The organism is Maribacter confluentis, assembly GCF_030505015.1.
GTDB classification, from domain to species: Bacteria; Bacteroidota; Bacteroidia; order Flavobacteriales; family Flavobacteriaceae; genus Maribacter; species Maribacter sedimenticola.
This window is the reverse complement of record NZ_JAUKUC010000001.1, coordinates 396,020-420,102: the sequence shown is the minus strand read 5'-3', so window position 1 is coordinate 420,102 and position 24,083 is coordinate 396,020. Positions and strand designations below refer to the sequence as shown.

The 24,083-nt window shown below is 37.5% G+C and carries 24 protein-coding genes; 16 read left to right on the top strand and 8 right to left on the bottom strand.

Going from position 1 to position 24,083, the window contains the following annotated elements; translation table 11 throughout:
• Window positions 1-51: 51 nt before the first annotated feature.
• On the top strand, window positions 52-345 hold the full coding sequence (locus Q2T41_RS01990) for a YodC family protein (RefSeq protein ID WP_304434694.1): 294 nt from the start codon (window positions 52-54) through the stop codon (window positions 343-345).
• Between the two features lie 62 nt (window positions 346-407).
• Here Q2T41_RS01990 and Q2T41_RS01985 read toward each other — a convergent pair whose 3' ends face one another.
• Window positions 408-1,277: an AraC family transcriptional regulator gene (locus Q2T41_RS01985; protein WP_144800793.1), complete on the bottom strand. Its 870-nt coding sequence runs from the start codon at window positions 1,275-1,277 to the stop codon at window positions 408-410.
• 160 nt (window positions 1,278-1,437) lie between these two features.
• On the opposite strand from Q2T41_RS01985, the gene Q2T41_RS01980 reads away from it, so the two are divergent.
• The 9 genes from Q2T41_RS01980 (at window position 1,438) to Q2T41_RS01940 (ending at window position 10,873) form a co-directional block, all read left to right on the top strand.
• A complete protein-coding gene (locus Q2T41_RS01980; protein WP_304434691.1) occupies window positions 1,438-4,929 on the top strand; it encodes a PVC-type heme-binding CxxCH protein in 3,492 nt (1,163 codons plus the stop codon).
• A 19-nt stretch (window positions 4,930-4,948) separates the two neighbouring features.
• Window positions 4,949-5,812: a sugar phosphate isomerase/epimerase family protein gene (locus tag Q2T41_RS01975; protein ID WP_304434689.1), complete on the top strand. Its 864-nt coding sequence runs from the start codon at window positions 4,949-4,951 to the stop codon at window positions 5,810-5,812.
• A gap of 10 nt (window positions 5,813-5,822) precedes the next feature.
• Window positions 5,823-6,953: a Gfo/Idh/MocA family protein gene (locus Q2T41_RS01970; RefSeq protein ID WP_304434687.1), complete on the top strand. Its 1,131-nt coding sequence runs from the start codon at window positions 5,823-5,825 to the stop codon at window positions 6,951-6,953.
• A 207-nt stretch (window positions 6,954-7,160) separates the two neighbouring features.
• Window positions 7,161-8,483: a 2TM domain-containing protein gene (locus tag Q2T41_RS01965; protein WP_304434685.1), complete on the top strand. Its 1,323-nt coding sequence runs from the start codon at window positions 7,161-7,163 to the stop codon at window positions 8,481-8,483.
• A 354-nt stretch (window positions 8,484-8,837) separates the two neighbouring features.
• A complete protein-coding gene (locus Q2T41_RS01960; protein ID WP_304434683.1) occupies window positions 8,838-9,122 on the top strand; it encodes a 2TM domain-containing protein in 285 nt (94 codons plus the stop codon).
• 17 nt (window positions 9,123-9,139) lie between these two features.
• Window positions 9,140-9,430, top strand: coding sequence for a 2TM domain-containing protein (locus tag Q2T41_RS01955; RefSeq protein ID WP_304434681.1), 291 nt, complete (start codon window positions 9,140-9,142; stop codon window positions 9,428-9,430).
• Window positions 9,421-9,759, top strand: coding sequence for a 2TM domain-containing protein (locus Q2T41_RS01950; RefSeq protein ID WP_089260048.1), 339 nt, complete (start codon window positions 9,421-9,423; stop codon window positions 9,757-9,759). Before Q2T41_RS01955 ends, Q2T41_RS01950 begins: the two co-directional genes overlap by 10 nt.
• Window positions 9,760-9,761: 2 nt before the next feature.
• The gene (locus Q2T41_RS01945) at window positions 9,762-10,112 is read left to right on the top strand and encodes a 2TM domain-containing protein (RefSeq protein WP_304434679.1); all 351 of its coding nucleotides are present in this window, start codon (window positions 9,762-9,764) and stop codon (window positions 10,110-10,112) included.
• Window positions 10,109-10,873: a LytR/AlgR family response regulator transcription factor gene (locus Q2T41_RS01940; RefSeq protein ID WP_144800785.1), complete on the top strand. Its 765-nt coding sequence runs from the start codon at window positions 10,109-10,111 to the stop codon at window positions 10,871-10,873. The genes Q2T41_RS01945 and Q2T41_RS01940 overlap by 4 nt, the downstream gene beginning before the upstream one ends.
• Window positions 10,874-10,897: 24 nt before the next feature.
• Here the strand turns inward: Q2T41_RS01940 and Q2T41_RS01935 are convergent, their stop codons facing one another.
• Complete coding sequence (locus Q2T41_RS01935; protein WP_144800784.1) at window positions 10,898-12,100, bottom strand: LETM1-related biofilm-associated protein; 1,203 nt, start codon at window positions 12,098-12,100, stop codon at window positions 10,898-10,900.
• A 214-nt stretch (window positions 12,101-12,314) separates the two neighbouring features.
• Between Q2T41_RS01935 and Q2T41_RS01930 the strand changes: the two genes are divergently transcribed.
• The 3 genes from Q2T41_RS01930 to Q2T41_RS01920 all read left to right on the top strand — a co-directional run bounded on the left by Q2T41_RS01930 (window position 12,315) and on the right by Q2T41_RS01920 (window position 15,255).
• On the top strand, window positions 12,315-13,025 hold the full coding sequence (locus Q2T41_RS01930) for a DUF4331 family protein (RefSeq protein ID WP_304434676.1): 711 nt from the start codon (window positions 12,315-12,317) through the stop codon (window positions 13,023-13,025).
• 22 nt (window positions 13,026-13,047) lie between these two features.
• Complete coding sequence (locus tag Q2T41_RS01925) at window positions 13,048-13,845, top strand: DUF4331 family protein (protein WP_304434674.1); 798 nt, start codon at window positions 13,048-13,050, stop codon at window positions 13,843-13,845.
• Window positions 13,846-13,974: 129 nt separating this feature from the next.
• Window positions 13,975-15,255, top strand: a complete 1,281-nt coding sequence (locus Q2T41_RS01920) for a tetratricopeptide repeat protein (protein WP_304434672.1) — start codon at window positions 13,975-13,977, stop codon at window positions 15,253-15,255.
• Window positions 15,256-15,591: 336 nt separating this feature from the next.
• Here Q2T41_RS01920 and Q2T41_RS01915 read toward each other — a convergent pair whose 3' ends face one another.
• A complete protein-coding gene (locus tag Q2T41_RS01915; protein ID WP_304434670.1) occupies window positions 15,592-17,838 on the bottom strand; it encodes an efflux RND transporter permease subunit in 2,247 nt (748 codons plus the stop codon).
• A 109-nt stretch (window positions 17,839-17,947) separates the two neighbouring features.
• Here Q2T41_RS01915 and Q2T41_RS01910 point away from each other — a divergent pair, with 109 nt between their 5' ends.
• Window positions 17,948-19,045 (top strand): BamA/TamA family outer membrane protein, encoded by a 1,098-nt coding sequence (locus tag Q2T41_RS01910; protein WP_304434668.1) that lies wholly within the window; start codon window positions 17,948-17,950, stop codon window positions 19,043-19,045.
• 5 nt (window positions 19,046-19,050) lie between these two features.
• Here the strand turns inward: Q2T41_RS01910 and Q2T41_RS01905 are convergent, their stop codons facing one another.
• Window positions 19,051-19,839 (bottom strand): DUF547 domain-containing protein, encoded by a 789-nt coding sequence (locus Q2T41_RS01905; RefSeq protein WP_304434666.1) that lies wholly within the window; start codon window positions 19,837-19,839, stop codon window positions 19,051-19,053.
• Between the two features lie 221 nt (window positions 19,840-20,060).
• Here Q2T41_RS01905 and Q2T41_RS01900 point away from each other — a divergent pair, with 221 nt between their 5' ends.
• Window positions 20,061-20,765: a glycosyltransferase gene (locus tag Q2T41_RS01900; RefSeq protein ID WP_304434664.1), complete on the top strand. Its 705-nt coding sequence runs from the start codon at window positions 20,061-20,063 to the stop codon at window positions 20,763-20,765.
• Window positions 20,758-21,807, top strand: coding sequence for a VOC family protein (locus tag Q2T41_RS01895; RefSeq protein ID WP_304434662.1), 1,050 nt, complete (start codon window positions 20,758-20,760; stop codon window positions 21,805-21,807). The genes Q2T41_RS01900 and Q2T41_RS01895 overlap by 8 nt, the downstream gene beginning before the upstream one ends.
• Window positions 21,808-21,821: 14 nt before the next feature.
• Here Q2T41_RS01895 and Q2T41_RS01890 read toward each other — a convergent pair whose 3' ends face one another.
• From Q2T41_RS01890 to Q2T41_RS01875, 4 genes are all read right to left on the bottom strand, one after another.
• A complete protein-coding gene (locus Q2T41_RS01890; RefSeq protein ID WP_304434661.1) occupies window positions 21,822-22,004 on the bottom strand; it encodes a hypothetical protein in 183 nt (60 codons plus the stop codon).
• Window positions 22,005-22,070: 66 nt separating this feature from the next.
• Entirely contained in the window at window positions 22,071-22,862 is a 792-nt protein-coding gene (locus Q2T41_RS01885) for an anti-sigma factor (protein WP_304434659.1), read from the bottom strand.
• Window position 22,863: 1 nt separating this feature from the next.
• The gene (locus Q2T41_RS01880; RefSeq protein WP_089260061.1) at window positions 22,864-23,397 is read right to left on the bottom strand and encodes an RNA polymerase sigma factor; all 534 of its coding nucleotides are present in this window, start codon (window positions 23,395-23,397) and stop codon (window positions 22,864-22,866) included.
• Window positions 23,398-23,471: 74 nt separating this feature from the next.
• Window positions 23,472-24,065, bottom strand: coding sequence for a superoxide dismutase family protein (locus Q2T41_RS01875; RefSeq protein WP_144800775.1), 594 nt, complete (start codon window positions 24,063-24,065; stop codon window positions 23,472-23,474).
• Between the last annotated feature and the right edge of the window lie 18 nt (window positions 24,066-24,083).

The window sequence follows — 24,083 nt, the reverse complement described above, 5'->3', positions numbered from 1 at the left end:
CAGTTTAAAGAATGGTATAATAGGAGGCCAATAGGCCTCCTAACTACCAAAATGTTCAATCATTTAAAAGGTAGTATTATGTCAAGAAAATTTAAACTAGGTGATTGGGTAAAGGTCAAAGGATTGCTCAATTCGCCTAAAATGCAAGTGCTCAAATACGTTTCAAAAAAAAATCCCATTTTTGGCGTTTTATATAATAATAGCTACGTAGAATGTGTATGGTACCAAAATGGTGAACGAAAGTCAGACATTTTCCATCAGTACAAGTTGGTACATGCCATGGATACCGGTGGACTGTTCATAACGGTGCCAATAAAATCAAAAACAACATATTCTAAAATATAGCATGCTGAATTTTTAAGCCATATAATCCACAGTCAAATTTATATAGCGGGTACCATTAATTATTAATAGACTTCATATTCTTTTTTGTAGGCCAAGGGCGTACGTTGGGTAATGTTCTTAAACTGTTTATTGAAATTGGATAAGGTAGAAAATCCACTTTCATAGCAAGCCTGGGATACATTCATTTTCTGTTCTATAAGCAGTTTACAGGCATGGCCTATGCGTATTTCGCTCACAAATTCAGAAAATGATTTATTGGCATGAAGTTTAAAATATCTACTAAACGAGGTAGGTGTCATATTGGTCAATTGAGCCAGTTCATCCAATGTCATCCTACGTTTAAAATTATTCATTACAAAAGCATAGACATTGAACATACGTTGGGTATCGGCTTCGCGTAGGGTATTGGTATAACCGGGGCTGGCCAATATACCATATTCCTTGGTTTGGCTAATGAAGTCCAGTATTTTTAATAGATGTAGAATTCCTTCAAAGCCATCTTTGTCCAATAACTCCAGCATTAATTTCTGTAAAATTGTGGCGGTCGTTGCAGTAAATTCCATACCCCTACGACTTTTATGGAATACCTGTCTTAAGCGTATCGCCTCATCGGTCTTCAATAAATTCTCCCCCAAAAAATTTTCATGGAAATAAATTACCACCCCTTTGGACCATGCAATATTTTTTTCCTGTTCATGCACATGTTCACTACGCCACATGTGTGGTAGGTTTGGACCTGTAAAGGTAATATCTCCTGCTTTATAGGATTTTACGTTATCACCAATAAACCTGGTGCCACTTCCTTCCAGCACAAGGAACAATTGATATTCAGAATGAAAGTGCCAATGTGGGTCAAAAACCGGTTCGTTCAATGTTCTAGCCAAATAGGCCTTTGTTTCTGGAATCGGAGATTTTTGAAGAGCAGATTTCATTAAGGTGTTACAAATTGAAAGGTCGTAATTGCATACTAATTTATCAATAAAACTATCATTTATAAAATGAAATGATAAAATACAGTCAGTATGTGGTAAATAAGAGTGATTTCCAAGGTACTATTTTATGTAATATTGAAATAACAAAACAACGTTCATTATGAAAATCAACTACCCGTCGCTCAAAGTACTAATTATACTCTTGTTTTTTGCGGCATGTTCACCCACCGAAAAGAAACAAACGGATGATGCTCCTCGCAGGATAGAACTTTTATTCTTAGGACATGAAATAGAGCACCATAACTCAAGGGAATATTTTCCAATATTGGCTTCGGCGTTGACCAAGGATGGTATTAATATATCGTATACAGAAAAGCCTTCTGACCTAAATACCGAAAATCTTGCAAAATATGATGGTCTCATTGTGTATGCCAATCATGAGGAATTAGCAAAAGCAGAGGAGAACGCCCTGCTCAATTTTGTAAAGGAAGGTAATGCATTTATTCCTATTCATTCCGCTAGCTTCTGTTTTAAAAATTCTCCTGAATACATCAATTTGGTAGGGGCGCAATTCATGAGTCACGAGACCGATACCTTTACTGCGGATATTGTAGATAAGGCGCATCCTATCACAAAAAATCTGACCCCTTTTGAAACATGGGACGAAACCTATGTACATGATAAAATTGCAGATGATATTACCGTTTTAATGGAAAGGGTTGAGGAAGACCATCATGAACCTTGGACATGGGTTAAACGTTTAGGAGAGGGTAAGGTTTTTTATACCGCTTATGGACATGATGAGCGAACATGGCAGAACAAAGGATTTCAGGACTTGGTAAAGAACGGTATACTTTGGGCGGTCAATGATCAGGTTAAAAAGAATTGGGAGGGTTTTATGAAAGATATGCCGACCTTAACTTATGAGGAACGCGCAAATATTCCTAATTATGAGAAGAGAGATCCCGCGCCAAAATATCAATTACCGTTGTCGCCAGAAGAATCGAAGAAATTAATTCAGGTACCTGCCGGTTTCAAAGTTGAACTATTTGCTTCGGAGCCACAAATTATTAATCCAATTGCTATGAACTGGGATGAAAAAGGTCGGCTATGGGTCATTGAAACCGTAGATTATCCCAATACGGTACGTAACGATAATAGTGAAGGTGATGATAAAGTGAAGATTTTGGAGGATACCAACGGAGACGGTAAGGCAGATAAGGTAACCGTCTTTGCGGATAAATTGAATATCCCTACCAGTTTTACCTTTTATGACGGAGGCATTGTCGTATCACAAGCTCCACATTTTATTTTTTTAAAGGACACAGATGGTGATGATAAGGCCGATGTAAAAGAGATTCTTATAGACGGTTGGGGTACGTTCGATACCCATGCAGGACCGTCCAATCTACAATATGGTATAGACAATAACCTCTATGGGGTAGTAGGATATTCCGGGTTTGACGGTGAGATTTTTGGAGATGAATATAAATTCAATCAAAATGTATACAAGTTTCATCCCAAGCGTAAGACGTTTGAAGTATTGACCAATACTAGCAACAATACGTGGGGTTTGGGGCTTACAGAGGATAATTCAATTTTTGCATCCACTGCCAATAATACCCATAGTGTATTTGTTGGGATTCCTAATGCGGCATTGGCCCATGTAGAAGGTATTGGAAAAGACGGTAGTGCAAAAATAGACGGCCATTATTTTATGCAGCCTATTACGCCAAACGTAAGGCAAGTAGATGTTTTTGGAGGATTTACGGCAGCTGCAGGCCATCATTTCTATACCGCAAGGGCATATCCAAAGGAATATTGGAACCGTATTGCTTTTGTATGTGAGCCAACCGGTGGTGTGGTACATCAAGCAAAAATTGTAAGGGATGGAGCAGGATATTTGGAAGAAGATGCAGGAAATCTATTTGCCTCCTCAGATGAGTGGAGTTCACCTGTAGATGCTAAAACCGGTCCTGATGGTGCCGTTTGGATAGCGGATTGGTATAATTTTATTGTACAGCATAACCCCACGCCCAATACGGAAAGGGGTGGTTATGATGCCGAAAATGGAGAGGGAAATGCCTATGTTAATCCGCTACGTGATAAAGGACATGGAAGAATCTGGCGTATTGTACCCAAAAATGATTATACCTATGAGGAAATGCAATTATCCAAGGATGACCCAGACGCCCTACTCGAAGCTTTGGGTAGCGATAATCAATTTTGGAGGTTAACGGCACAGCGCCTATTGGTAGAAAGAGGTAAGACAGATGTGTTGAACGATCTATATAAATTGGTAAATACCAAACAAGTAGATGATGAAGGCTTAAACAATGCGGCAATGCATGCCCTTTGGACTATTGATGGTTTGGATGCCATGGATACCGATAGCAATGCAGTGGGTGTTATTAAGGGAGCTTTGTACCATAAAGCCTCTGCAGTACGTAAGGCGGCCATTCAGTTATTACCTAAAAATGATGATAGTGATGATGCTTTGTTCAAGGCCAATACTTTAAATGATCGCGATCCAAATGTACAGTTGTCCGCCCTTATCTATTTTACATCAAGGCCATCATCACAAAAAGTAGGTTCATTACTACACGATCTTGGAAAAAAGGATGAGGTTATCAATGACCTATGGTTGTTCAAAGCGTTATATGCCGCTGCGGCAAAACATGTAAGTGGATATCTAAATGCATTTATGGAAGCAAATCCCGGTTTTAAAGCTCCCGGTAATGAGGTGAGTGATTTTAGTTCGCCAACATATGACGATAGCAACTGGGAGTCTATGGAAATTCCCCAGTATATAGAGGATGCCGGTTTGGACATGGACGGTGTCATTTGGTTTAGAAAAGAAGTAAATGTACCGGACGCAATGGCCAAAGAGGCCAGTATTCTTTCCCTGGGACCTATTGATGATTCTGATATTACGTACGTTAACGGTGTTGAAGTTGGTGGAATGGCTTCTAGTTATAGTTCCAACAGAACTTATGATATTCCCAAGGGAGTTTTAAGGCCAGGAAAAAACACAATTGCCGTAAGGGTAGAGGATAATGGTGGAGAAGGTGGACTTTATGGTAATTTTTGGCAATTATATATTAAATCAGGTGATGAATTGATCAGGATTCATGGGCAATGGAAATATAAGGTGGAAATAAATAGTACTGGGCAATTGGCCAAAACATATTCCAACACCGATATCGCCACGCTATTGATGAAGTATTATGGAGAAGGTGCCACAGAATCTATGGCAGATGAAATAGAGGATGTTAATGCTAAAGTCATACAGATGAAAACCATCACCAATGAAATGAAATATGATGTAACCCAATTTAGGGTTAAGGCGGGTGAACAAGTTGCCTTGGTTTTAGAGAATCCTGATTTTATGCAGCATAACCTAGTAATTACCAAACCCGGAAAAAAAGAGGTAGTGGGTACCGCGGCGGATAAGATGGCCGCTGACCCTAATGCGGCACAGTTAAATTATGTACCACAAATGAGTGATGTTCTTTTTGCGACACCATTGTTGAATCCAGATGAAACCTATACCCTAAAGTTCAAAGCGCCCTCTACGCCGGGGGAATATCCTTTTATTTGTACGTTCCCTGGGCATTGGAGAATTATGCAAGGGGTAATGATTGTAGAATAATTGAGGAGTAAGTATAGCAATGATGAAAAGTAACATAACATTTGGCGTAAGTACTTGGTTGTGGCAGTCACCGTTTACGACCAATTCGATCGCACTTTTTCCCAAGATAAAAAGAATGGGTTTTGATGTGGTGGAAATTCCATTGGAAAACCCTTCGCTTGTAGATGTTGCCCAAGTTAAACAGGCTTTAGGCGATAATGGTTTAACACCTACCGTATGTATTGTATTTGGGGATGATAAGGATTTGACCGCGGCGGACCCTGTTCTCCATGACAATTGTTTTGAATTTGCCAAAAGATGTTTTGAACAGGCAAAAGAGTTGGAGGTTAATTTTGTGGCAGGTCCATTATATGCAGCCGTAGGTAAGGCCAGGTTGGCAACAGATGAACAACGTAAAATAGAATGGGATAGATCGGTAAAGAATTTAAGAAAGCTTGCATCCTTGGCTCGGGAACATGCACTACAAATTGCGTTGGAACCCTTGAACAGGTTTGAGTCCGACCTTATAAATACCGCAGATGAAGTAATGCGCTTAATTGGGGACATCAATGAAGATTGTGTTAAAGTTGCGTTAGATGGTTTTCATATGACCATAGAGGAAAACAATATACGTAAGGCCATAAATTCCGTTGGTGATAAATTGATACATGTACAGGTTTCTGAAAACCATAGGGGAATTCCAGGAACTGGTCTAACCCCTTGGCAAGATTTTGCTGATGGTCTAAAGGATATTGAGTATAACGGTGCAATGGTAATTGAAAGTTTTACACCAGAAATAAAGGAGTTGGCCGCCGCTGTAAATATCTGGAGAAAATTAGCCGATGACCAAGATTCTTTTGCTAAACAAGGATTGGAATTTTTAAAAAGAACGTTTAACGATTAAGAGATCAAGAATGAGTGAAAAGAAAATAAAAGTAGCCATCATAGGACTAGGTTTTGGTGCAGAATTTATTCCTATTTATAAGAAGCACCCTAATGCGGAGCTGGTAGCGGTTTGCCAACGTAATGAAGATAAATTAAATGAAATTGCAGATGCATTTGGTATAGCTAAAAGATATACGTCTTATGAAGAACTACTAAAGGATGATGAAATAGAGGCTGTTCATATAAATACGCCTATACCAAACCATGGAGAACAATCTATCCAGGCATTAAGGGCGGGCAAACATGTTGCTTGTACCGTTCCCATGGCTACGACTGTGGATGAATGCAAACAAATAGTGGAGTTAACGGAGCAAACAGGTCTTACCTACATGATGATGGAAACCGTGGTTTATGCGCGTGAGTTTTTATATATGAAGGAGCTATACGATAATGGAGAATTGGGTAAGGTTCAGTTTTTAAAAGCTAGCCATCAACAGGATATGGATGGTTGGCCAAATTACTGGCCTGGTTTACCGCCAATGCATTACGCTACCCATTGTGTTGGCCCGGTTTTAGGTTTGACCAGGGATGAAGCGGAATATGTTTCTTGTTTCGGTTCCGGAACTATACGTGAGGAACTGATAAAGGAATACAATTCGCCATATGCCGTAGAAACTACACATATTAAGTTTAGAAATTCTGATTTAAGTGCCCAGGTATACCGTTCCTTGTTTGATGTAGCCAGACAGTACCGGGAAAGTATAGAAGTCTATGGTTCCAAAAAATCAGTGGAATGGCCTTTAATTGAAGGCAAACCTTTGGTAGTCCATACCGCTAAAAAACCGGAACCGGAAATTCCGGAAGAAGTGGAAAGTCCAGATTTTGCAAAACTGTTACCAAAGGAAATTCAATCTTTCACGACAGAAGGAGTATATGATGAAGATGATAATCAGCATTTGTCCTTTACCCAAGGAGCGGGACATGGGGGTTCTCATCCGCATTTGGTGCATGCTTTTATAGATGCCTTGGTAAAAGGTACTTCGCCCTATCCTAATGCTAGACAGTCCGCAAATATCACGTGTGTAGGAATACTGTCCCATGAATCTGCCATGAAAGGCGGTGAACTTATAAAATTACCTAATTTTACGTTTACGAGTTAACAACCAAGCAACCAATCCTAATTACAGTTCGGAGGTCATTTTTGACATTTCGGACTGTAATTATTTTTGTTTTATATAAAGGATTGCAATTTTAGGCTTGCATTATGAACCAGTTTAAGATTACAGGTTATGAAACAAATACCTATTTTTAGAATTTTGGAAGAGGTACTGCGTATTTGGCGTAATGTTAATTGAGCAAGGAAGGGTATGGGTAATTTTTTAAAAGTGTTGAAAATAGGGGTAATTATTACCCTGTTCATTGTAATCATAAATCTTTTATTTTCCGACTGGGACACTATGACGTGGTATGGGGAACTTCAATTTGCAGGTATAACTTTTCTCTATTCCTTTGTACTGACCTTCGTAAATGCTTATTTCAACCAATATATCTCCAAAATATATAGTTGGGAAAAACATACTCAAAAACGATTGTGGTATGGTGCCATAGGTTCTATACTTCTAACTATTTTAGCATTTGCCCTACTAAGATGTTTTATAGAGGTAGTACTTTTTGGAAATGACTTCTCTAAATTTTTAGAGACCGAGAGTCTTGGTCATTACTTGGGCATTTTGGTCATTACCCTTATTATTTCACTCTTTTTGCACGCTTTTTATTTTTATAAGGCCCTACAGGATACCAAGGTAAAGGAACAAAAGATCATAGCAGGTTCTGCCTCTGCAAAGTTCGATGCACTTAAAAATCAATTAGACCCACATTTTTTATTCAATAGTTTAAATGTATTGACCAGCTTAATTGAAGAAGATCCCGATCAGGCTCAAAAATTTACAACATCCCTATCCAAGGTCTATAGATATGTATTGGAGCAGAAAAGTAAAAATCTGATTTCGGTAGATGAAGAACTTAAATTTGCCAGAACCTATGTGCGCTTGTTAAAAATGCGTTTTGAGGACAGTATCATTTTTGAAATTCCGGAAAGGGCCTTAAACCCGGAAGCAAAAATTGTTCCTTTATCCCTACAATTATTATTGGAGAATGCCGTAAAGCACAATATTGTAACTTCTGCCAAACCACTTCATATTAAAATTTACGAAGAGGGCAACTATTTGTACGTAAGTAATAATTTGCAGGAAAAACAAGTGGTTAAAAAAAGTAGTGGGGTAGGCCTACAAAATATACGTCAACGATATGCCATTCTTACCAAAGAAGAAATGCAGATTTTTAAGAACGACCGGGAGTTTAAGGTACGTTTGCCTATGTTGACCACTGAAATTGCATTTAAGGAAACGCAGGAATCCTTTATAAGTAGCAAACGCTATGAAAAGGCAAAGGAGCGCGTTGAGATGATCAAAGGGTTTTATGGAAACCTTATGGCGTATTGTATAGTGATTCCCGTACTTGCCTATATCAATTATAGAACAACAAGTTTTACTTGGGTAATCTTTCCGGCTTTGGGTTGGGGTTTTGGTCTTGTGGGCCATGGTCTTAAAGCCTATGGCTATAATCCGTTCTTTGGTAAGAACTGGGAAGAACGCAAAATAAAACAATATATGGAGGATGAGAACTTTTAGGCTTTCATCTTTGCTTAAATACCCATACCCGTATGATAGCTATACACCTATATAAATAGTATTGGATAATTTTATAATATCTCACATTTTAAGGATGGTTATGTCCTTATTCCTGATCAAATATTTTAAACTTCATGGTCCGCTTTTAGGAGATTTTACGAGTTAATTTGCACGTACCGTCATCAAACTTCTATATAGTACGGGCATGGTAATTTGGCTTTTAAAATTATATAACACCACTTTTTACAATTCAGTCATTAAAATTTACAACTGGGTAGTTCTATTTTTTAAAACCTGCACTTTCTACCGAGATTTGAGGTATAGAAAACAAATAATAACCTAAAACAAATTAAGATGGAAACCAATTTAATGAACAGCGAAAACTATAAGTATCAAAAAGCAAAGGAAAAAGTAAATGCCATAAAAGGATTTTACGGAAATCTATTGGCCTATTGTATAGTAATACCCATTTTGGCGTATATAAATTATAGGACTACTCAATTTCCATGGGCTATTTTTCCTGCGCTAGGATGGGGGTTTGGTTTGTTGATGAACGGTCTTTACGCATATGGATATAATCCTTTATTCGGAAAGAAATGGGAGGAGAGAAAGATCAAGGAATATATGAATGAGTTTTAATAAAAAATATAGGCATCATGGACAATACAAAATATAATAAAGCAAAAGAGCGGGTTGTTGAGTTAAAGGAGTTCTATGGCAAGGTATTTTCGGCCTTAGGTACAATAGTAATCGTAGCCGCAATAAATTATTATTTTAATGAATGGCGTTACCCTTGGTTTTTATGGGTGGTATTTGCATTCGCAATTAGCCTTTTTTTAAAGGCAATTAAAATCTTTAACTTTAATCCTTTCTTTGGTAGGGACTGGGAAGAAAGAAAGTTACGAGATTTTATTCAACAGGAAGAAAACGAACAAAGATGGAAATAAACGAATTTGAACAAAACGAGAAATTGGCAAGAGCCAAAAAACAGGTTAAGGAGTTAAAAGGATTTTATATTCATTTATTTGTCTACATATTGGTAAATCTCTTTATAATGAGTTTGACCGTTATGGCCAGAATGAACAGCGGGGAATCTTTCAATGAAGCGTTCTTTAACTTTGGAACTTTTTCTACGCCGTTTTTTTGGGGGATTGGTTTAGCATTTCATGGGGCAAGGGTATACCATTTTAATCCCTTTTTCTCAAAAGATTGGGAGGAAAGACAAATACGAAAATTTGTAGAACAAGAGCAAAAGGAAGCAGATAAATTTAGATAGGCATGAACAAATTGGAACAACATAGTAAAGAGCAAAGGGCCCTTCTACGTATTGAAAGTATTAAAAAATTTTTCAAACATTGTCGATTGTTCATCACGGCCAACGTATTGATTTTATTTGTGTCAAAAGATATATTTAATTGGTTTGATATAGCGGCTATTACGGACAATGGATTTAAGCAATGGGTTATGTGGAATATTGCAAGTATTCCAATAATTTGGTCAATTGTTCTAACAATTCATGCGCTGGTAGTCTTCAGGATACGTTTAGTTCGTTTTAAGTGGACCAAGCCTGAAATGCTGATTAAGTGGGAACAAAAAATGATACAGGATATTATACAAAAGGAATTATGAAGACCATTATTATTGAGGATGAAAAACCTGCGGCACGCAGACTATCTAGAATGCTGGAAGAACTAGATGTAACCATAGCGACTATGTTACACTCCGTTGACGAGGCCATAGAATGGTTTCAGAACAATGAGCATCCAGATTTAATTTTTTTGGATATCCAGTTATCAGACGGTCTATCCTTTGAAATTTTTGATGTGGTTGAGGTGCATAGTGCAATAATATTCACAACGGCTTTTGATGAATATGCCTTACAGGCGTTTAAATTGAACAGTATAGATTATATCCTTAAACCTATTGATGATGAAGACTTGGAACAGGCGGTAAATAAATACCGTACTCGTTTTAAAACAGCCGTAGAGCCCAATAAAATAGCTTTGGATTTTGAGGACATCAAGAAATTGTTGGTAAATCCGTTAGAACGGGAATACAAAAAAAGGTTTACGGCCAAGGTAGGGCAACATTTAAAGATCATCAATGCAGAAGATGTAGAGTGTTTTTTTAGTGAAAATAAAGGGACCTATGCGGCGACCAAGGATGGACGTAATTATTTATTGGATACTACCTTGGAACAGTTGGAACCGGAATTGAAGCCACAAACCTTTTTTAGGGTAAGTCGCAAATACTTTGTGAATGTGGATTATATAAAGGATATCATCTCCTACACCAATTCTAGACTACAGATTAAATTGAACAACAATCCACAATTGGAAATTATAGTAAGTAGGGAAAAGGTAAAGGACTTTAAATTGTGGCTGGAATAACCATAATGGTCAATGCTGTTTTGCTTAATCAGTAAAATCTTCATCATCGATCCTATTTTCGTCAAAGGCAGACGGCAGTAATTTAGGAATTAATTTGATAAATATAGGTAGTAATATAGCCCCACCGGGCAAAATAAAAATGGCCAATGAGGGTATGCTCTTAAAAATATCCAAGAGTTGGTTTTGTACTTTTCTCTTTTCATCATTACTGAGGTCCCTCACCGTAGATTTGGATAATAAGGAAACCAATTCCGCACTTTGTGAAAGCTCTTTAACCAGACGTTTGCTATTTCTGAGAATTAATTTTTTTACGATCTTACCCATACTGTCGTAAAATTGATGGGCCAGATTTTTCTCCTTCAAATAATGAATAGTATGCATATTAAGCTTAAAAAAAGCGGTAACATGGGTAATGGATTCCAAGATAATAGCATTGGCAAGTCCCAAATCCTTTCCTATTCCAAAAATAAAATCAGACTCCGTATAATCTAAGGAGTGGTCTTCCCAAACGGTCAAACAGGCCATATCCAGAAAATATCTATTTTCCCATATATCCTTGTTGTTAAGCAATCGATCTCTATAAGACCCATCAAAGGTATGACTGGCACATTCTATATAGGTTAATGATGAAGCTAGTAATTGGGATAATTTGTTATCCTTTCGTTGAGCTTCCTTGGAACTTAAGGCATGGTAGGTAATGTTAATGGCCAAATATTCAATCTCTTCGGCTTTTGACTTTAAATTAACGGCATGGTTTAAATAATGCTTAAAAAGCAATACATCAATAAACAGTAAGGAGTTGGTAATAAGGTTATTGAATGTTTTGCTGAAAATGTTGTCCTCTATATATATACGGGAGGCCATGAGTTTTTCCAACTTTGAGGAAGTTTTGTTTCCTGTAAGCAATTTATCGAAAAAACCTACTTTGTTAATTTTTAGAATTTGATAAAATTTAAAGACCTCGGTAATAAAAACAGTATAATCTGTGGAGTGCGCTTCTATCTTATAGGTAAAATATAGGGCATTCAATAAATTTATCTTTGCCTTTTCATCTTCAGATAAGGTATGTTCCGGTCGTATGAAATGGGGTATGTCCGCATTTAGTCCATACACAAATCCATTTTTTCTCAAAGCGGAATATAGGGTATCAAAATTTGGATATGCGTTTTGGTTCTTTTGAACGACCGAGCCATATTTTTCAATCCAGCCAGAGGCAGACGGGTTCATACTTTCACTGTTTTAATGCGCAAAGTTAGCCAAATATTATAAGGTTGGTTAAGTAATGTATATTATCTAAAGTCTTATAAAAAAGGGTATTTATAATTGTTGTATTCTGAATTTTAGTGAATTATATAGGATATTTTAATTTTTTTTTGAAAAAAAATGAACCTTCCATTTAATGTCTCGTAAGTAAGGGTGATTCTAATCTAAAAATAAGATAATGAAAAAATCAAAATTATTTATGGGACTTGGGGCTTTGGCCTTAGTTGGGGGCCTTTTAGTTGCGGCAGATCATATTGATGCGCCCGGGGTAACCAACACAACGGCAGACATTGCCGATTTTTATGCGTTTGAACCTACAGAAGGTTCGGACAATACCGTTTTTGCGGTAGACTTACAAACCAATGTGCTGCCAGATTTGGCCTATGGTACATTTGATGAAAACGTATTGATGGAAATCAATATAGACAGAACCGGTGATCTTGTTGAAGATTTGGTCATTCAGGCCATTCCACGAAACGGTAAAATGTACTTTTTTGGACCCGTTGTACCTAGCGAAACCGGATTGAACGGTACCGTTATGGTAGATTCCCCTTTAGGTTCGGTAGATATTTCGGCTGAAACCGCAATTCTAGAAACTACGGCAGACGGGGTATCGTTATTTGCAGGCCCTAGGCAAGATGCATTTTTCTTTGATTTTTTTCAGTTTAACGAAGTAATTGGTGGTACGGCTCCCTTAGGGTTTAAACCTGCTGGAGACCCCAATACATCAGACGATGATGATGAAACCGCAGTGGATACTTTTGATGGTGCAAACACAATGTCCATTGTCATTGAAATACCAAATAGTATGTTAGGCGAAACAACCGCTGTAAATGTATTACAACTACCTGTTTACAAAACTTGGGTAACTACCAATGTTAAACAATAATAACCTTATAAAAAGTAATAAAATGAAATTTAAAAATATAAAATATACGTTTTTGTCGCTTTGTGCAATGATGGCTTTGGCTTCTTGTAACAATGATGATGATAATACACCGGTTGTAGATACTGCAACCTGTAATGATGGTATTATGAACGGTGATGAGACGGGCGTGGATTGCGGCGGTTCTACCTGTGAACCTTGTGAAGATGCTATGGAGCCTATGGAACCGGATTTCTCTGGGACCTACGCACAGGTGGATTTTATGGGTAGACCAGGTATCAATACGGTATTAAGTGCAGATGAGGCCACCAAGGAAATGCATAACGTTTCTATTCCTTCTGAAATGGAAGCAACGTTTCAAGCTGCATTTGAAGCAAGATTGGAAGCATACCATGATGTTTATGCAAACATTTTAGGAGCTGACCCAGAAGCGGTAAATTTTGAGCCTAATATTTTAGGTGATATTTTGAACGGGCCTACAGATGATGGATATACCAATAACCCGGTTACGGCTACGGTTTTGACAACTGTATTGGCCAACGATGTATTGGAAGTAGCACCAAATTTGCCAACAACATATTTTAATGGAGGTAGTGGTGCTCCAAATTATGAAGGTGCAGTAGGTCTAACCGGAAGAACCCCTCAGGATGATGTAATCGATGTTTCATTGATCTTATTGTTCGGTGGTGGTGACGGTGCTAGATTTAGTGGACAGGATACCAATGATGACGGTATGGCAGATTTACCAAGGTTAACTTCAGACGGTGTTGGGCTTACCGCAACTGTAGGTACTACCTTCCCATATTTGGGAGCTCCAGAATAAAAAGTTGCCTTCCCCTTATCGTAATAGCTATGATAAGAAAGGCACAACCCTAATTGCTTATGAAAAAGAAGGGCGGGGGAGTTGAAAAGCTCCCCTTTTTTTAAACAATCCAAAATAAAACACAACCTAATGATATTTGTAAGGCTTTTAATAATAATGATATTGATATCCTCCTGTAGTTCCAAAGAGAATAATGGGAGTATAGCACAACAAGCGGATTATAATAACTATTTAGAAGTGGAGGAATTGAGCACCTCATCTAAATATTTTGATTTATGGAACTCTAAAATTAGACCAGATAGTATGCAGCTAACCAGTTTTGGTATAGTAGGCGGTGAATACAGCAGATACTTTCAACGGACTGGGGATATCCAATACTTGAAAAAGGCAGAGCAAAGCCTTAAAAGGGCCGTAGAAATTGCGGCAATTGGTAAGGCCGGTTATTACAGGGCTTTGGCAAGAAATTATATTTCACAGCACCGTTTTAAGGAAGCTTTACAATTAACGGATTCGGCCATGGCGATAAATGGTAGTAAAGTAGAGGGACAACGCATTTATTTTGATATCCATATGGAGTTGGGCAATTATACCCTAGCAGAAAAGTATTTGGATAGTATAAGGAATATGTCAGATTTTGGATATATGATTCGCCTTGCCAAATGGAACGATTATAAGGGAGATTTGGATACGACCATAAAATTTATGGAATTGGCAGGAAAAAAAGCGGAGTCGGCTAAAAACAGTGAACTTATGCTGTGGAGTTATACCAACTTGGCGGATTATTACGGACATGCGGGGCGAATAAAGGATTCATATGACCATTATCTAAAAGCGTTGGCCATTGATAAACATAATGCCTATGCCAAAAAAGGTATTGCCTGGATTCTTTTTTCTAATGATAACAATCCTAAGGAAGCCATTAGAATTTTGGATTCCGTGACCGAGACATACCGTGCTCCGGACTACTTTTTACTAAAAGCGGAAATAGCGGATTATATGGGGAACGACTTGGTTCGTACAAAAAATTTAGATCGCTATTTTACCTTGGTGCAGGACCCGGCCTATGGTGACATGTACAATGCATATAATTTAGGGTTGTACTTGGACGAAACCGAACAATACGACAAAGCGCTCAATTTGGCTAATCGTGAAGTAATGAACAGACCTACGCCAGAGTCATATAGCTGGCTGGCATTTAGCCATTTAAGAAAGGGTGATAAAGAAAAGGCTATGGAATTAATGGATACCCATGTTTATGGAAAAACCTTTGAGCCCGCTTTATTGTATCAGGCGGCAGAAGTATATAAGGCCAATGGTATCTATGACAAGGTCAAAAAACTTAAAGGAGAATTAATAGGGGCGTTATATGAACTAGGGCCCCATATGGAAAAGCAGATCCAAGATTTGTAATTGATTGCCCAATTATTTTCATTTCTGGTTTGTTTTAGGTTGGATTGTTTTTTTTCAGGGCCGTGGTTTATCCGCGGCTCTGTTATTTTTTAGGTATTTCGTCGAAAAATTAACAGATTTTAAGATTTGTATGGATGAAATGCATATATTTATCGACCAAATACATTTAAAATGCCCCAGCATCTTAAATACGTTAACTAAATGTTGTCACTAAAACTAGTAATGTTATGGAATACCTACTCTTCACATTATGGATTAGCTTAATGATTTTATTGGTTGGAAAAACAATTTTCGCGTATAGATCTCTTCAAAAAACGCTTAATAAAACCAATAATTCTATTTAATCAATTTTCTTAAAAGTACCGGTAGCAGGAGTAAATCCAGTATTAAGGCCGTTACCAGGGTTACACTTATGATCAATCCTATTGTTCTGCTGGGTTGGTGAATGGAGAATAACATGACCATAAATCCAAAGAACAGGATAATGGTGGTGATGACCAATGCCCTACCAGTCTGTACAAAGGTTTTTTCCAGCGCGGCCTCTTTGCTTAGCCCTTGGGTCATGCCTAGTTTGTATTTTCCCAAGAAATGAATGGTATCATCTACCGCTATGCCAAATACAATTGCAAAAACCACGGATAATGATGCCTCTAGCGGTATATTTAAAAAGCCAAGTACACTACCGGCAAATAAAATTGGAAGAATATTGGGCACAAGTGATATCAGGAAAATTTTAATGTCCCTGAAAATAAATGCCATGATCACCCCAATTAAAAGAAGACCGTACAACAGTCCTTCCAACAAATTTTTTCTAATGTATTTTGAATTTTTATCCAGTAAGATGCTTTTGCCTGTAATCTTTACCGTAACGATAGAAGTATCCATCTGGGTTGTGGCAAAATCAGTAATACTTTTATAAACTACGCTAAGGCTGTCCGTTCCTACGTCTTGCAACTTTCCGTTGATACGGGCCACGGTTTCATCTTCAGAGATAAACTGTCCCAATTGTTTACGTACTAAGCGATTGGCATCTTTTTTATATTTTTCAAAAGAAGATTTGTCTGGTGGGAGTTTAAAATAATCGGCGTTGTTCAGATGGTAGGCCTTATTGATGATTTTATAGGGCAAGTTTGCAGATTGTACGTTGCCAATGCTTTTAAGGGTCTTTAAATGGACCAATAATTTTTCAACTTCTTGCGCAACCTCAAAATCGGTCACTTTGAACTTTGGCTTGCTGGTTACTGCAATTTCCAGTGGTCTAAAACCTGCATAATTTTCTTGGAAAAAATCAAAATCTGCAGCAATCTTACTTCTTGCCGGTAAGGCTTGCTTAAATTCATAATCGGTTTTTATGAGATAAATTCCTAGAAAGCAGAGTAGTGTAAAAACTACGGTCCCAAAAATTATACTTTTAGGATATTCCCTAGTAAATGTATTTAGGCGCAATAAATAGGTTGTCCATTTTATAGAAACACTTTTGCCACCAATCAGTTTTTTTTCCGGTAGACTGATTAATAATGAACCGGTCAGGAAAATGACCGTAAAATAGGCAACTAAAACACCAATTGCGGCATTGATTCCAAAGTCTTGGATACTGACCAATCTAGACGATAGAAGAGTTACAAAACCTATAGCAGTGGTTACCGAGGTCAATAAGGTAGTCATACCTACTTCCTTTAACGAAGATAGTATAGCGGTATAACGCGGTAAGCCGTTTTGAAGTTTTCGTATATAACTATCCGTAAGGTGGATAACATCTGACGTACCAACAATGAGCATTAGCACAGGATAAAATACGGCCATTGCATTTAGTTCTTTCCCCAAAACTGCTAATAGTCCCATGAACAGTAACAATGAAAGGGCGATTGAAAATACGGAAATCCAGACAACGGGCATACTACGATAAACCAATAGTAGGATTATAAAAACAAGGATAGAGGCAACAATGGTGGTGGTTAGTACCTCTGTTTTCTGCATATCCACTATGGCCTCGTAAAAAAACGCCCTTCCCAAAATATGGTAGGAATTTAAATGATGCCTTTTTAAGGAGGCACGTACACTGTCCAATAACACACCGGACTGTTTATAATCCAAATTATCCTCGGTTTTTAAGGCCAGTACAATTGATGATCTATTGGCATCTATGAGTACATTGGTAAATAAGGAATCTTCCTGAATTTTGCGCCAGTCTTTTTCATATTGTAAAGTATCATCAATATGTATAATGGGTAGGGTAGTATAACCAAACGATGTTTTTAGCGGGTATGATAGGGTGGTCAAGGAACTACTCTCCATCACATGTTCAAAGCCCTTGCTTTCAAGGGAAAAGGAATTAAAATTGGTTAGAAATTCCTGTTGAAAGATATTGGGACTGTTTTTTACAGCTATAAGCAAGAAGTTGTCATCTGTACCAAATTTCTCAACATAATCATCATAAAACGCCAAGTCCGGATCCTCTTCGGGAAAGAACTGACTAAAATCAAAGGAGAATTTTAAATTGCCCAATTGAGTGGCGGATACTGTGCCCAACAATACAAATACCCCTATACATATTTTTTTGAGTAGACCTAGGTTGACCTTCATATAACGAAGTGAGGTGAAAATTATAATTCCAGTGCAAATTTACCATTCTAGTTAGTATTTACTGCATTAAGAGCATTAATAGCAACTATTATGTCGTTATTTTACCCATATGCAAAAAAATATAGCAAGAATACTTTTTGTGTTGCTTACAGGTGGGTGTTACCTTTTACATGGACAATCAAAGCAAGTGGATAAGGACACTATAAAAAACTTAAGATTAAATGTCTTGCCCGTAGTATTTTATACACCGGAAACCGGTTTGGGTTATGGGGCATTGGGTCTATCCACATTTAGGTTAAAGGGTGAAAAAACAACTACGCGACCCTCTTCCGTACAACTGGGCATTACCTTTACCTCTAAAAAACAGTTTTTAATGTTCATGCCATATGAATTTTATTTGGATGAGGAACGTTGGAGGTTTAAGGGAGAGCTGGGCTATTATAAATATTTCTATAATTATTACGGTTTGGGAATGGATTCCAGAGAGGAGGACAAAGAGCTGTATACTGCAGATTTTCCTAGGTTTCGCCTAGCTGCATATAGGGAATTGTTTCAAGGATTCTCTGTTGGTTTGGGCTATGAATTTGATGGATATAATGTATTGGAGCCAGAACCTAATGGACTTCTTGATGCAACAGCGGATATTATAGGAAAGGATGGGGGAACAATATCCAATATTGGATTGTTGGCCCTTTACGATACACGTGATAATATATTTCACCCTACAAAAGGTTGGTATATAGAGGGGGTCTTTTACAATAGTGCCCCATGGCTGGGATCTGATTTCTCCTATCGGAAATTTGAGCTGGATACCCGCTATTATCAGCGAATAAAAGGGGATATCATTTTAGCTTCCAACTTATTTTTTGGTACCCGTAGTAGTGGTACGCCATTTCAGGATTTAAATTATTTGGGAACCAAGAGAACAAGGGGATTTGATAACAGGCGTTATCTTGATAAGAATGAAATTAGTTTGGCAACGGAATTGCGTTTTCCTATTTATAGAAGATTTAAAGGAGCTGTATTTGGTGCTTCGGGAACTGTAATACCATCGTTGAGCCAGGCTATTAATACCTCCTACAAAAGTGCATTTGGTGGTGGGTTCAGATATATAGTCAACAAAAAGGAAGGTACAAGATTACGGGTAGACTATGGAATCTCCAGTGAAGGAGGTCAATTTTATTTTACCATAAACGAGGCATTTTAAACTTATTAAAGCTCAATAAAATTATTGAGGTCCAAAGTCCAGTCATAATTTTGATACTCCAAGTCTATACCCTTGGTAGTAGGTATAAAACCTTTATTCTTCAATATTTTTTTAATACCGCCTTTCCCACCAAAATCGCCCCTAAACCAATTAAATAAAGAACTAATTGTAGCAACTTTGGTACTTGGGTCATAGTCGGTGGTTCTTTCAAGGTACTGTTGGGTACCTTTATTAAACTGTTCATCTAAACGTTGCCACTCATATATTGCTACGGGCGGACAGTCCTTTGCGCCACAGTTTAATGCAAAATGAATATGATACACGGGATCGTTAACACGTAATTTTCGTTCAAATTTATTAGGAAACCATTTTCTAATATAGCCAAGGCCATATTCAAATTGTGACTTTCGTATAAGACCGTGTTCTATTTTGGCAAACGAAATGGTTTCTCCGGCTATTTTAATTTGCTCTTTTTTAAAAAAACTACCACGATCATCATATAATTCTGGGTTTTTCTGTAATATCACCTGTATATACGCATTGTAGATGTTTATCCAAAATGCCAACCGTTTAGCATTGGAATCCAGGGCCTCGTCAAGTGTTGCAATGGTGGTATTAGCAAAAATATCCTGTAGCTCTTGCGTGTTTTCTTTATCAATGATTTTTTGTAGAAATAATTCTGACAATTTATTAAAGTCCTCTGGTGTATCTGTCGAAGTTTGTGCGTTTATAGTTTCACAATGGACCAAGAATGTAAAGCAGAACACCAACAAGGAATACAGGTAATTTTTCATATATGTATTATTAGAATATCTTAATTACGTAAATATGGGGAAAAGGTTTGTGGATTGTTAGTCGTATCAATAATTAAGTGATTACAAAGACCTTTTTTTTATAATTTGTATCAGAATTAAAACTATTTTCATCAATTTGCGTAGGTAGAGGAAAGTCAAAACATTAAAAATTGAAAGACGGTATTTCTAAGGTAAAAATTTTCCAAAAGTAGTACGAATATATGATCAGTATAATAATACCAGCACATAATGAGTACGTTAATTTGGAACGTCTTTTTAACAGTGCGGTTTTTTTACATCACCGGCAACTTCTGGAAGTTATCATTGCCGCATCCCCATCAACAAATGACGCAACGTCATCGCTAAGCAGTATTCCAAAAGTTAATGTAATCAATTGTATTAACAAAGGTCGTGCGGCCCAAATGAATGAAGCTTCACGAATGGCATTGGGCAATGTTTTGGTTTTTTTACATGCAGATGTCTTACCACCGGCCAATTTTTTGGATAATATTTTAGACCGCTTGGAGAATGGTTTTGATGCCGGTTTCTTTTCCTATAGGTTTGATAAGGAAACATGGTTTCTTAAAATGAACGCATCGTTTACCGCAAAGGATGGTTTTTTTACCGGAGGGGGAGACCAATGTCTGTTCATACGTAAATCTGTTTTTAACAATTTAGGCGCGTTTGATGAGCAACAGGTGCTTATGGAGGATTTTGAATTTTTTAACCGTATGAAAAAGGGCAAGGTGCCATATACCATTATAAAAAATGATCTAGTGGTTTCTGCTCGTAAGTATGAGTGTAATTCTTATCTTAGGGTTAACCTTTCCAATTTGCTTTTAGTAATGTTGTTCAAATTGGGTTGTCCCAGTTGCACATTAAAAAGTCTTCATAATAAATTGATACGAACCCCATATAATGGTTGAGGTAATAAATGGTATTCAGCAAATTGGTATTGGGGTCCTGGATACTAAAACCGTATTTAATTGGTATAGAAAGCATTTAGGTTTTAATGTGTTATTGTTTAAGGATGAGGCAGTTGCGTCGTTGATGACACGGTATACCAATGGTAAGGCAGAAAAGCGTGATGCCTATTTATCATTAAATTTAATGGGGGGTGGCGGTCTGGAAATTTGGCAATTTAAGGATAGGCTTCCCACAGCTGCTCAAAATGATATTGTTCTGGGTGATCTTGGAATATATGCCATGAAGATAAGGTGTAAGGACCTTGTATCCATGCATGGTTACCTAGAACAAATAGGGGTATTGCAGTTAACCGGTATCATAAATACATTACCACATAGTGCCAGTTTTTATTTTGATGATCCATTTGGTAATAAAGTGCAAATGGTACAGGATTCCTATATGTTCAGTGCGCAAAAGTCTAAATGTGGTGGTGTTATGGGTGCTGTTATAGGAGTTAGCAATATGGAGCGATCCTTAGAATTTTATAAAAGGATGTTGGGCTATACGGTAGTGCTGTTTGATGATATAGAGACTAATGGTACTGCAGCCAATAAAAAGTATAGAAAGGTAATCCTTGGTCAAAATCGTAAGCATATAGGTGGTTTTGGGGATTTATTGGGTCCCACCCAATTAGAATTGGTGGAAATGCTACAAGGTACGCCTACAAAAATTTTCAAGGACCGTTTATGGGGAGATTTGGGTTATATACATCTTTGTTTTGATGTACAGGGTATGGACTCCTTAAGGGAAAAGGCCAAGATTCTGAAAACGCCCTTCACGGTGGATAGTTCCAACAGTTTTGATATGGGAGATGCCGCGGGTCACTTTAGTTATATAGAAGATCCGGACGGTACGTTGATAGAATTGGTAGAAACCCATAAGGTACCTATCTTAAAATCATTGGGCATATATTTAAATCTCAAGAAAAGAAATCCGTATAAAACACTACCTAAATGGTTGGTTAAAAGTCTTGGTCTGCATAAGGTAAGCAAAGACCTATAGCCCTCAATAATCATTTAACCCTTACTCGTCGTTCGTATCAATCCAATGCCCGAAAAGAAAAATATTGCGCCCAACACTCCATATACAATAAGTTGTTTGGTAGTGCCGGAACTGTTTCCAAATAAGATTGCCGCGTATACCAGACCGCCAATACCTAATAAGGTCAATACGGTCCCAAAAATTTTCTTTAAATTCATGGGCGAAAAATAATAAAAAAAGGGCAGTTAATAACTAACTGCCCTTTTAAACTATACATATATTTTTTAAGAAGCGGACACTACACCAAGTGTATATAATTGTTCCAAGGTGGGAGATTCACTTCCGCCCGCTGGTTCAAGTGTAATACCAAATGCCTCTGATTCGTTAGGATTGTTCAAAGCAAATACCTTGTTCTCATCTGTAGCAAAATCTTCAAGGAGTCCCATACTTGTTGGTGTAAGGGGCGATAATTTCAAAGACCAGACTTGGTACACAAAACCATCTGGTGGTTCCGGTAAGCCTTTGGCATCTATGTAAACCTTTTCTTCTTTTTTGTTCCAATAAGCCTTTGCATAGGAGGTAGGGGATACCGTCTGCCCGCCAAGGGCAATAACATTAATATCCTTGTCCCTAATCGTATTCAATAATTCTTGCGTTTTTTCCAATGAAGAATCAGTGTCCGCTATTTGCTGTTCCAAAGAAGTATTTTGTTGTTCAACAACTTCAATGTTAGATTTAAGTTCCTGATTTTGTTGGTACATAAAGAACAGACCAATTGCCAATAATAATGAGGCGGCCCAACCAATATACGTCATAGCGGAACTAGATCGTTTATTCATTGAAATAACCTTACCTCCCTTGTTAATTCTGTCCATTAAGGATTGAAAGGTATAAGAAACACCCGGAGATGCTTTTTTGGATAAGGTCAATATGGAAGCTTCAATGGCTTCAATTTCCTTTTTGATTTCCGGATATTCCTTGGCATAGTTGGCTATTTCCAAATTTTCCTTATCAGAAAGGATACCGGCCACATAAAGTTCCAATATTCCCGATGCTATGTATTTTTGTACATCCATTCTATATGCTTTCCATGTTTTCCCTTAGTTGGGAAATGCAACTTCTATTTCTTGTTTTTACAGTTCCTATAGGAATGTTCAGCTCTTCGGCAGCATCTTTTTGCGTATAACCTCTAAAGTATAATAGTTCAATGATCTGAACACATTTTTCCTTTAAATTTTTCACGAGTTTTCTTAACCCTTTGGTATCTACCGCCATATGTTCCTCTTCCCTGCTTTCTAAAATACCTACGAAGTAATCTGCAGAAAGGTTCTTTTTTTGATTTTTATACGTTTTACTGCGTATTTCATCGATAGCCGCATTTCTGGCTATATTCAATATCCATGTAAAGAACCTTCCTTTACTGGAATTATAGCTTTCTGCATTATTCCAAATTTTAATAAATACGTCTTGGCAGATTTCTTGAGCTACTCCGTCATCTTTTACAATGGTATTGATGACCCCACAGATATTATCTGCATACATTTCGTGTAGTGTTTTGAAAGCGTTGGGGTCTTTTTTCCTGAACTGCTCAACCAATAGGTCTAGTTGCATACATCAATTTTTATATTCGTTAAAAATAAAAAAAGCTGCTCTTAGAACAGCTTTTATAAATTTTATATTTAACTCTATTCAATAATGCCCGCACAACTTATACGTGCCCCGGCTGCGCCACTGGGTTGCGAGGTAAAATCATCAACACCTTGGTGAACGATTACACCTTTACCAAGAATATCCTTGTTTTCATCACCACAACCAATACACCACTCATCTGTGGAAAACTCAACATTGGCAGTACCATCTGCATCAGCGGTAAAATTACCGATGTCTCCTTTATGGTAGCCTTCTGCAGCTCCCCACTTTCCATGTGGTTCATTGGTAGGGTTCCAATGTCCACCGGTAGATGTTCCATCAGCAGAAGAACAATCTGCAGTTTGGTGAATATGTATGGCATGCTCTCCTTCAGAAAGACCGGTTAAATTTGCCGTCATGCTTACTTCACCATCCTCTTCGGTAAAAGTAACTTCACCTTTTACCTCGCTATCGCTCTTGGGTTCCATCATGAATTTAATGGTAGTGACCTCTTCGTTCATTTCCGCTTTGGCTTCTTCCATTAATTCCTCTACTTCTTCTTTGGCCTCATTGGTCTCTTTTTTGACCTCTTTACAGCTAAAGGCTGCAATTAGCGCTAAAAATGCTATTTCAAATTTTAATATTTTCATATTCGTGTTTTTTAGGTT

Excerpts from the sequence above, each read along its gene's own strand:
- Q2T41_RS01990 (WP_304434694.1), top strand. The coding sequence starts at position 52 with ATGTTCAATCATTTAAAAGGTAGTATTATGTCAAGAAAATTTAAACTA.
- Q2T41_RS01985 (WP_144800793.1), bottom strand. The coding sequence starts at position 1,277 with ATGAAATCTGCTCTTCAAAAATCTCCGATTCCAGAAACAAAGGCCTAT.
- Q2T41_RS01980 (WP_304434691.1), top strand. The coding sequence starts at position 1,438 with ATGAAAATCAACTACCCGTCGCTCAAAGTACTAATTATACTCTTGTTT.
- Q2T41_RS01975 (WP_304434689.1), top strand. The coding sequence starts at position 4,949 with ATGATGAAAAGTAACATAACATTTGGCGTAAGTACTTGGTTGTGGCAG.
- Q2T41_RS01970 (WP_304434687.1), top strand. The coding sequence starts at position 5,823 with ATGAGTGAAAAGAAAATAAAAGTAGCCATCATAGGACTAGGTTTTGGT.
- Q2T41_RS01965 (WP_304434685.1), top strand. The coding sequence starts at position 7,161 with ATGGGTAATTTTTTAAAAGTGTTGAAAATAGGGGTAATTATTACCCTG.
- Q2T41_RS01960 (WP_304434683.1), top strand. The coding sequence starts at position 8,838 with ATGGAAACCAATTTAATGAACAGCGAAAACTATAAGTATCAAAAAGCA.
- Q2T41_RS01955 (WP_304434681.1), top strand. The coding sequence starts at position 9,140 with ATGGACAATACAAAATATAATAAAGCAAAAGAGCGGGTTGTTGAGTTA.
- Q2T41_RS01950 (WP_089260048.1), top strand. The coding sequence starts at position 9,421 with ATGGAAATAAACGAATTTGAACAAAACGAGAAATTGGCAAGAGCCAAA.
- Q2T41_RS01945 (WP_304434679.1), top strand. The coding sequence starts at position 9,762 with ATGAACAAATTGGAACAACATAGTAAAGAGCAAAGGGCCCTTCTACGT.
- Q2T41_RS01940 (WP_144800785.1), top strand. The coding sequence starts at position 10,109 with ATGAAGACCATTATTATTGAGGATGAAAAACCTGCGGCACGCAGACTA.
- Q2T41_RS01935 (WP_144800784.1), bottom strand. The coding sequence starts at position 12,100 with ATGAACCCGTCTGCCTCTGGCTGGATTGAAAAATATGGCTCGGTCGTT.
- Q2T41_RS01930 (WP_304434676.1), top strand. The coding sequence starts at position 12,315 with ATGAAAAAATCAAAATTATTTATGGGACTTGGGGCTTTGGCCTTAGTT.
- Q2T41_RS01925 (WP_304434674.1), top strand. The coding sequence starts at position 13,048 with ATGAAATTTAAAAATATAAAATATACGTTTTTGTCGCTTTGTGCAATG.
- Q2T41_RS01920 (WP_304434672.1), top strand. The coding sequence starts at position 13,975 with ATGATATTTGTAAGGCTTTTAATAATAATGATATTGATATCCTCCTGT.
- Q2T41_RS01915 (WP_304434670.1), bottom strand. The coding sequence starts at position 17,838 with ATGAAGGTCAACCTAGGTCTACTCAAAAAAATATGTATAGGGGTATTT.
- Q2T41_RS01910 (WP_304434668.1), top strand. The coding sequence starts at position 17,948 with ATGCAAAAAAATATAGCAAGAATACTTTTTGTGTTGCTTACAGGTGGG.
- Q2T41_RS01905 (WP_304434666.1), bottom strand. The coding sequence starts at position 19,839 with ATGAAAAATTACCTGTATTCCTTGTTGGTGTTCTGCTTTACATTCTTG.
- Q2T41_RS01900 (WP_304434664.1), top strand. The coding sequence starts at position 20,061 with ATGATCAGTATAATAATACCAGCACATAATGAGTACGTTAATTTGGAA.
- Q2T41_RS01895 (WP_304434662.1), top strand. The coding sequence starts at position 20,758 with ATGGTTGAGGTAATAAATGGTATTCAGCAAATTGGTATTGGGGTCCTG.
- Q2T41_RS01890 (WP_304434661.1), bottom strand. The coding sequence starts at position 22,004 with ATGAATTTAAAGAAAATTTTTGGGACCGTATTGACCTTATTAGGTATT.
- Q2T41_RS01885 (WP_304434659.1), bottom strand. The coding sequence starts at position 22,862 with ATGGATGTACAAAAATACATAGCATCGGGAATATTGGAACTTTATGTG.
- Q2T41_RS01880 (WP_089260061.1), bottom strand. The coding sequence starts at position 23,397 with ATGCAACTAGACCTATTGGTTGAGCAGTTCAGGAAAAAAGACCCCAAC.
- Q2T41_RS01875 (WP_144800775.1), bottom strand. The coding sequence starts at position 24,065 with ATGAAAATATTAAAATTTGAAATAGCATTTTTAGCGCTAATTGCAGCC.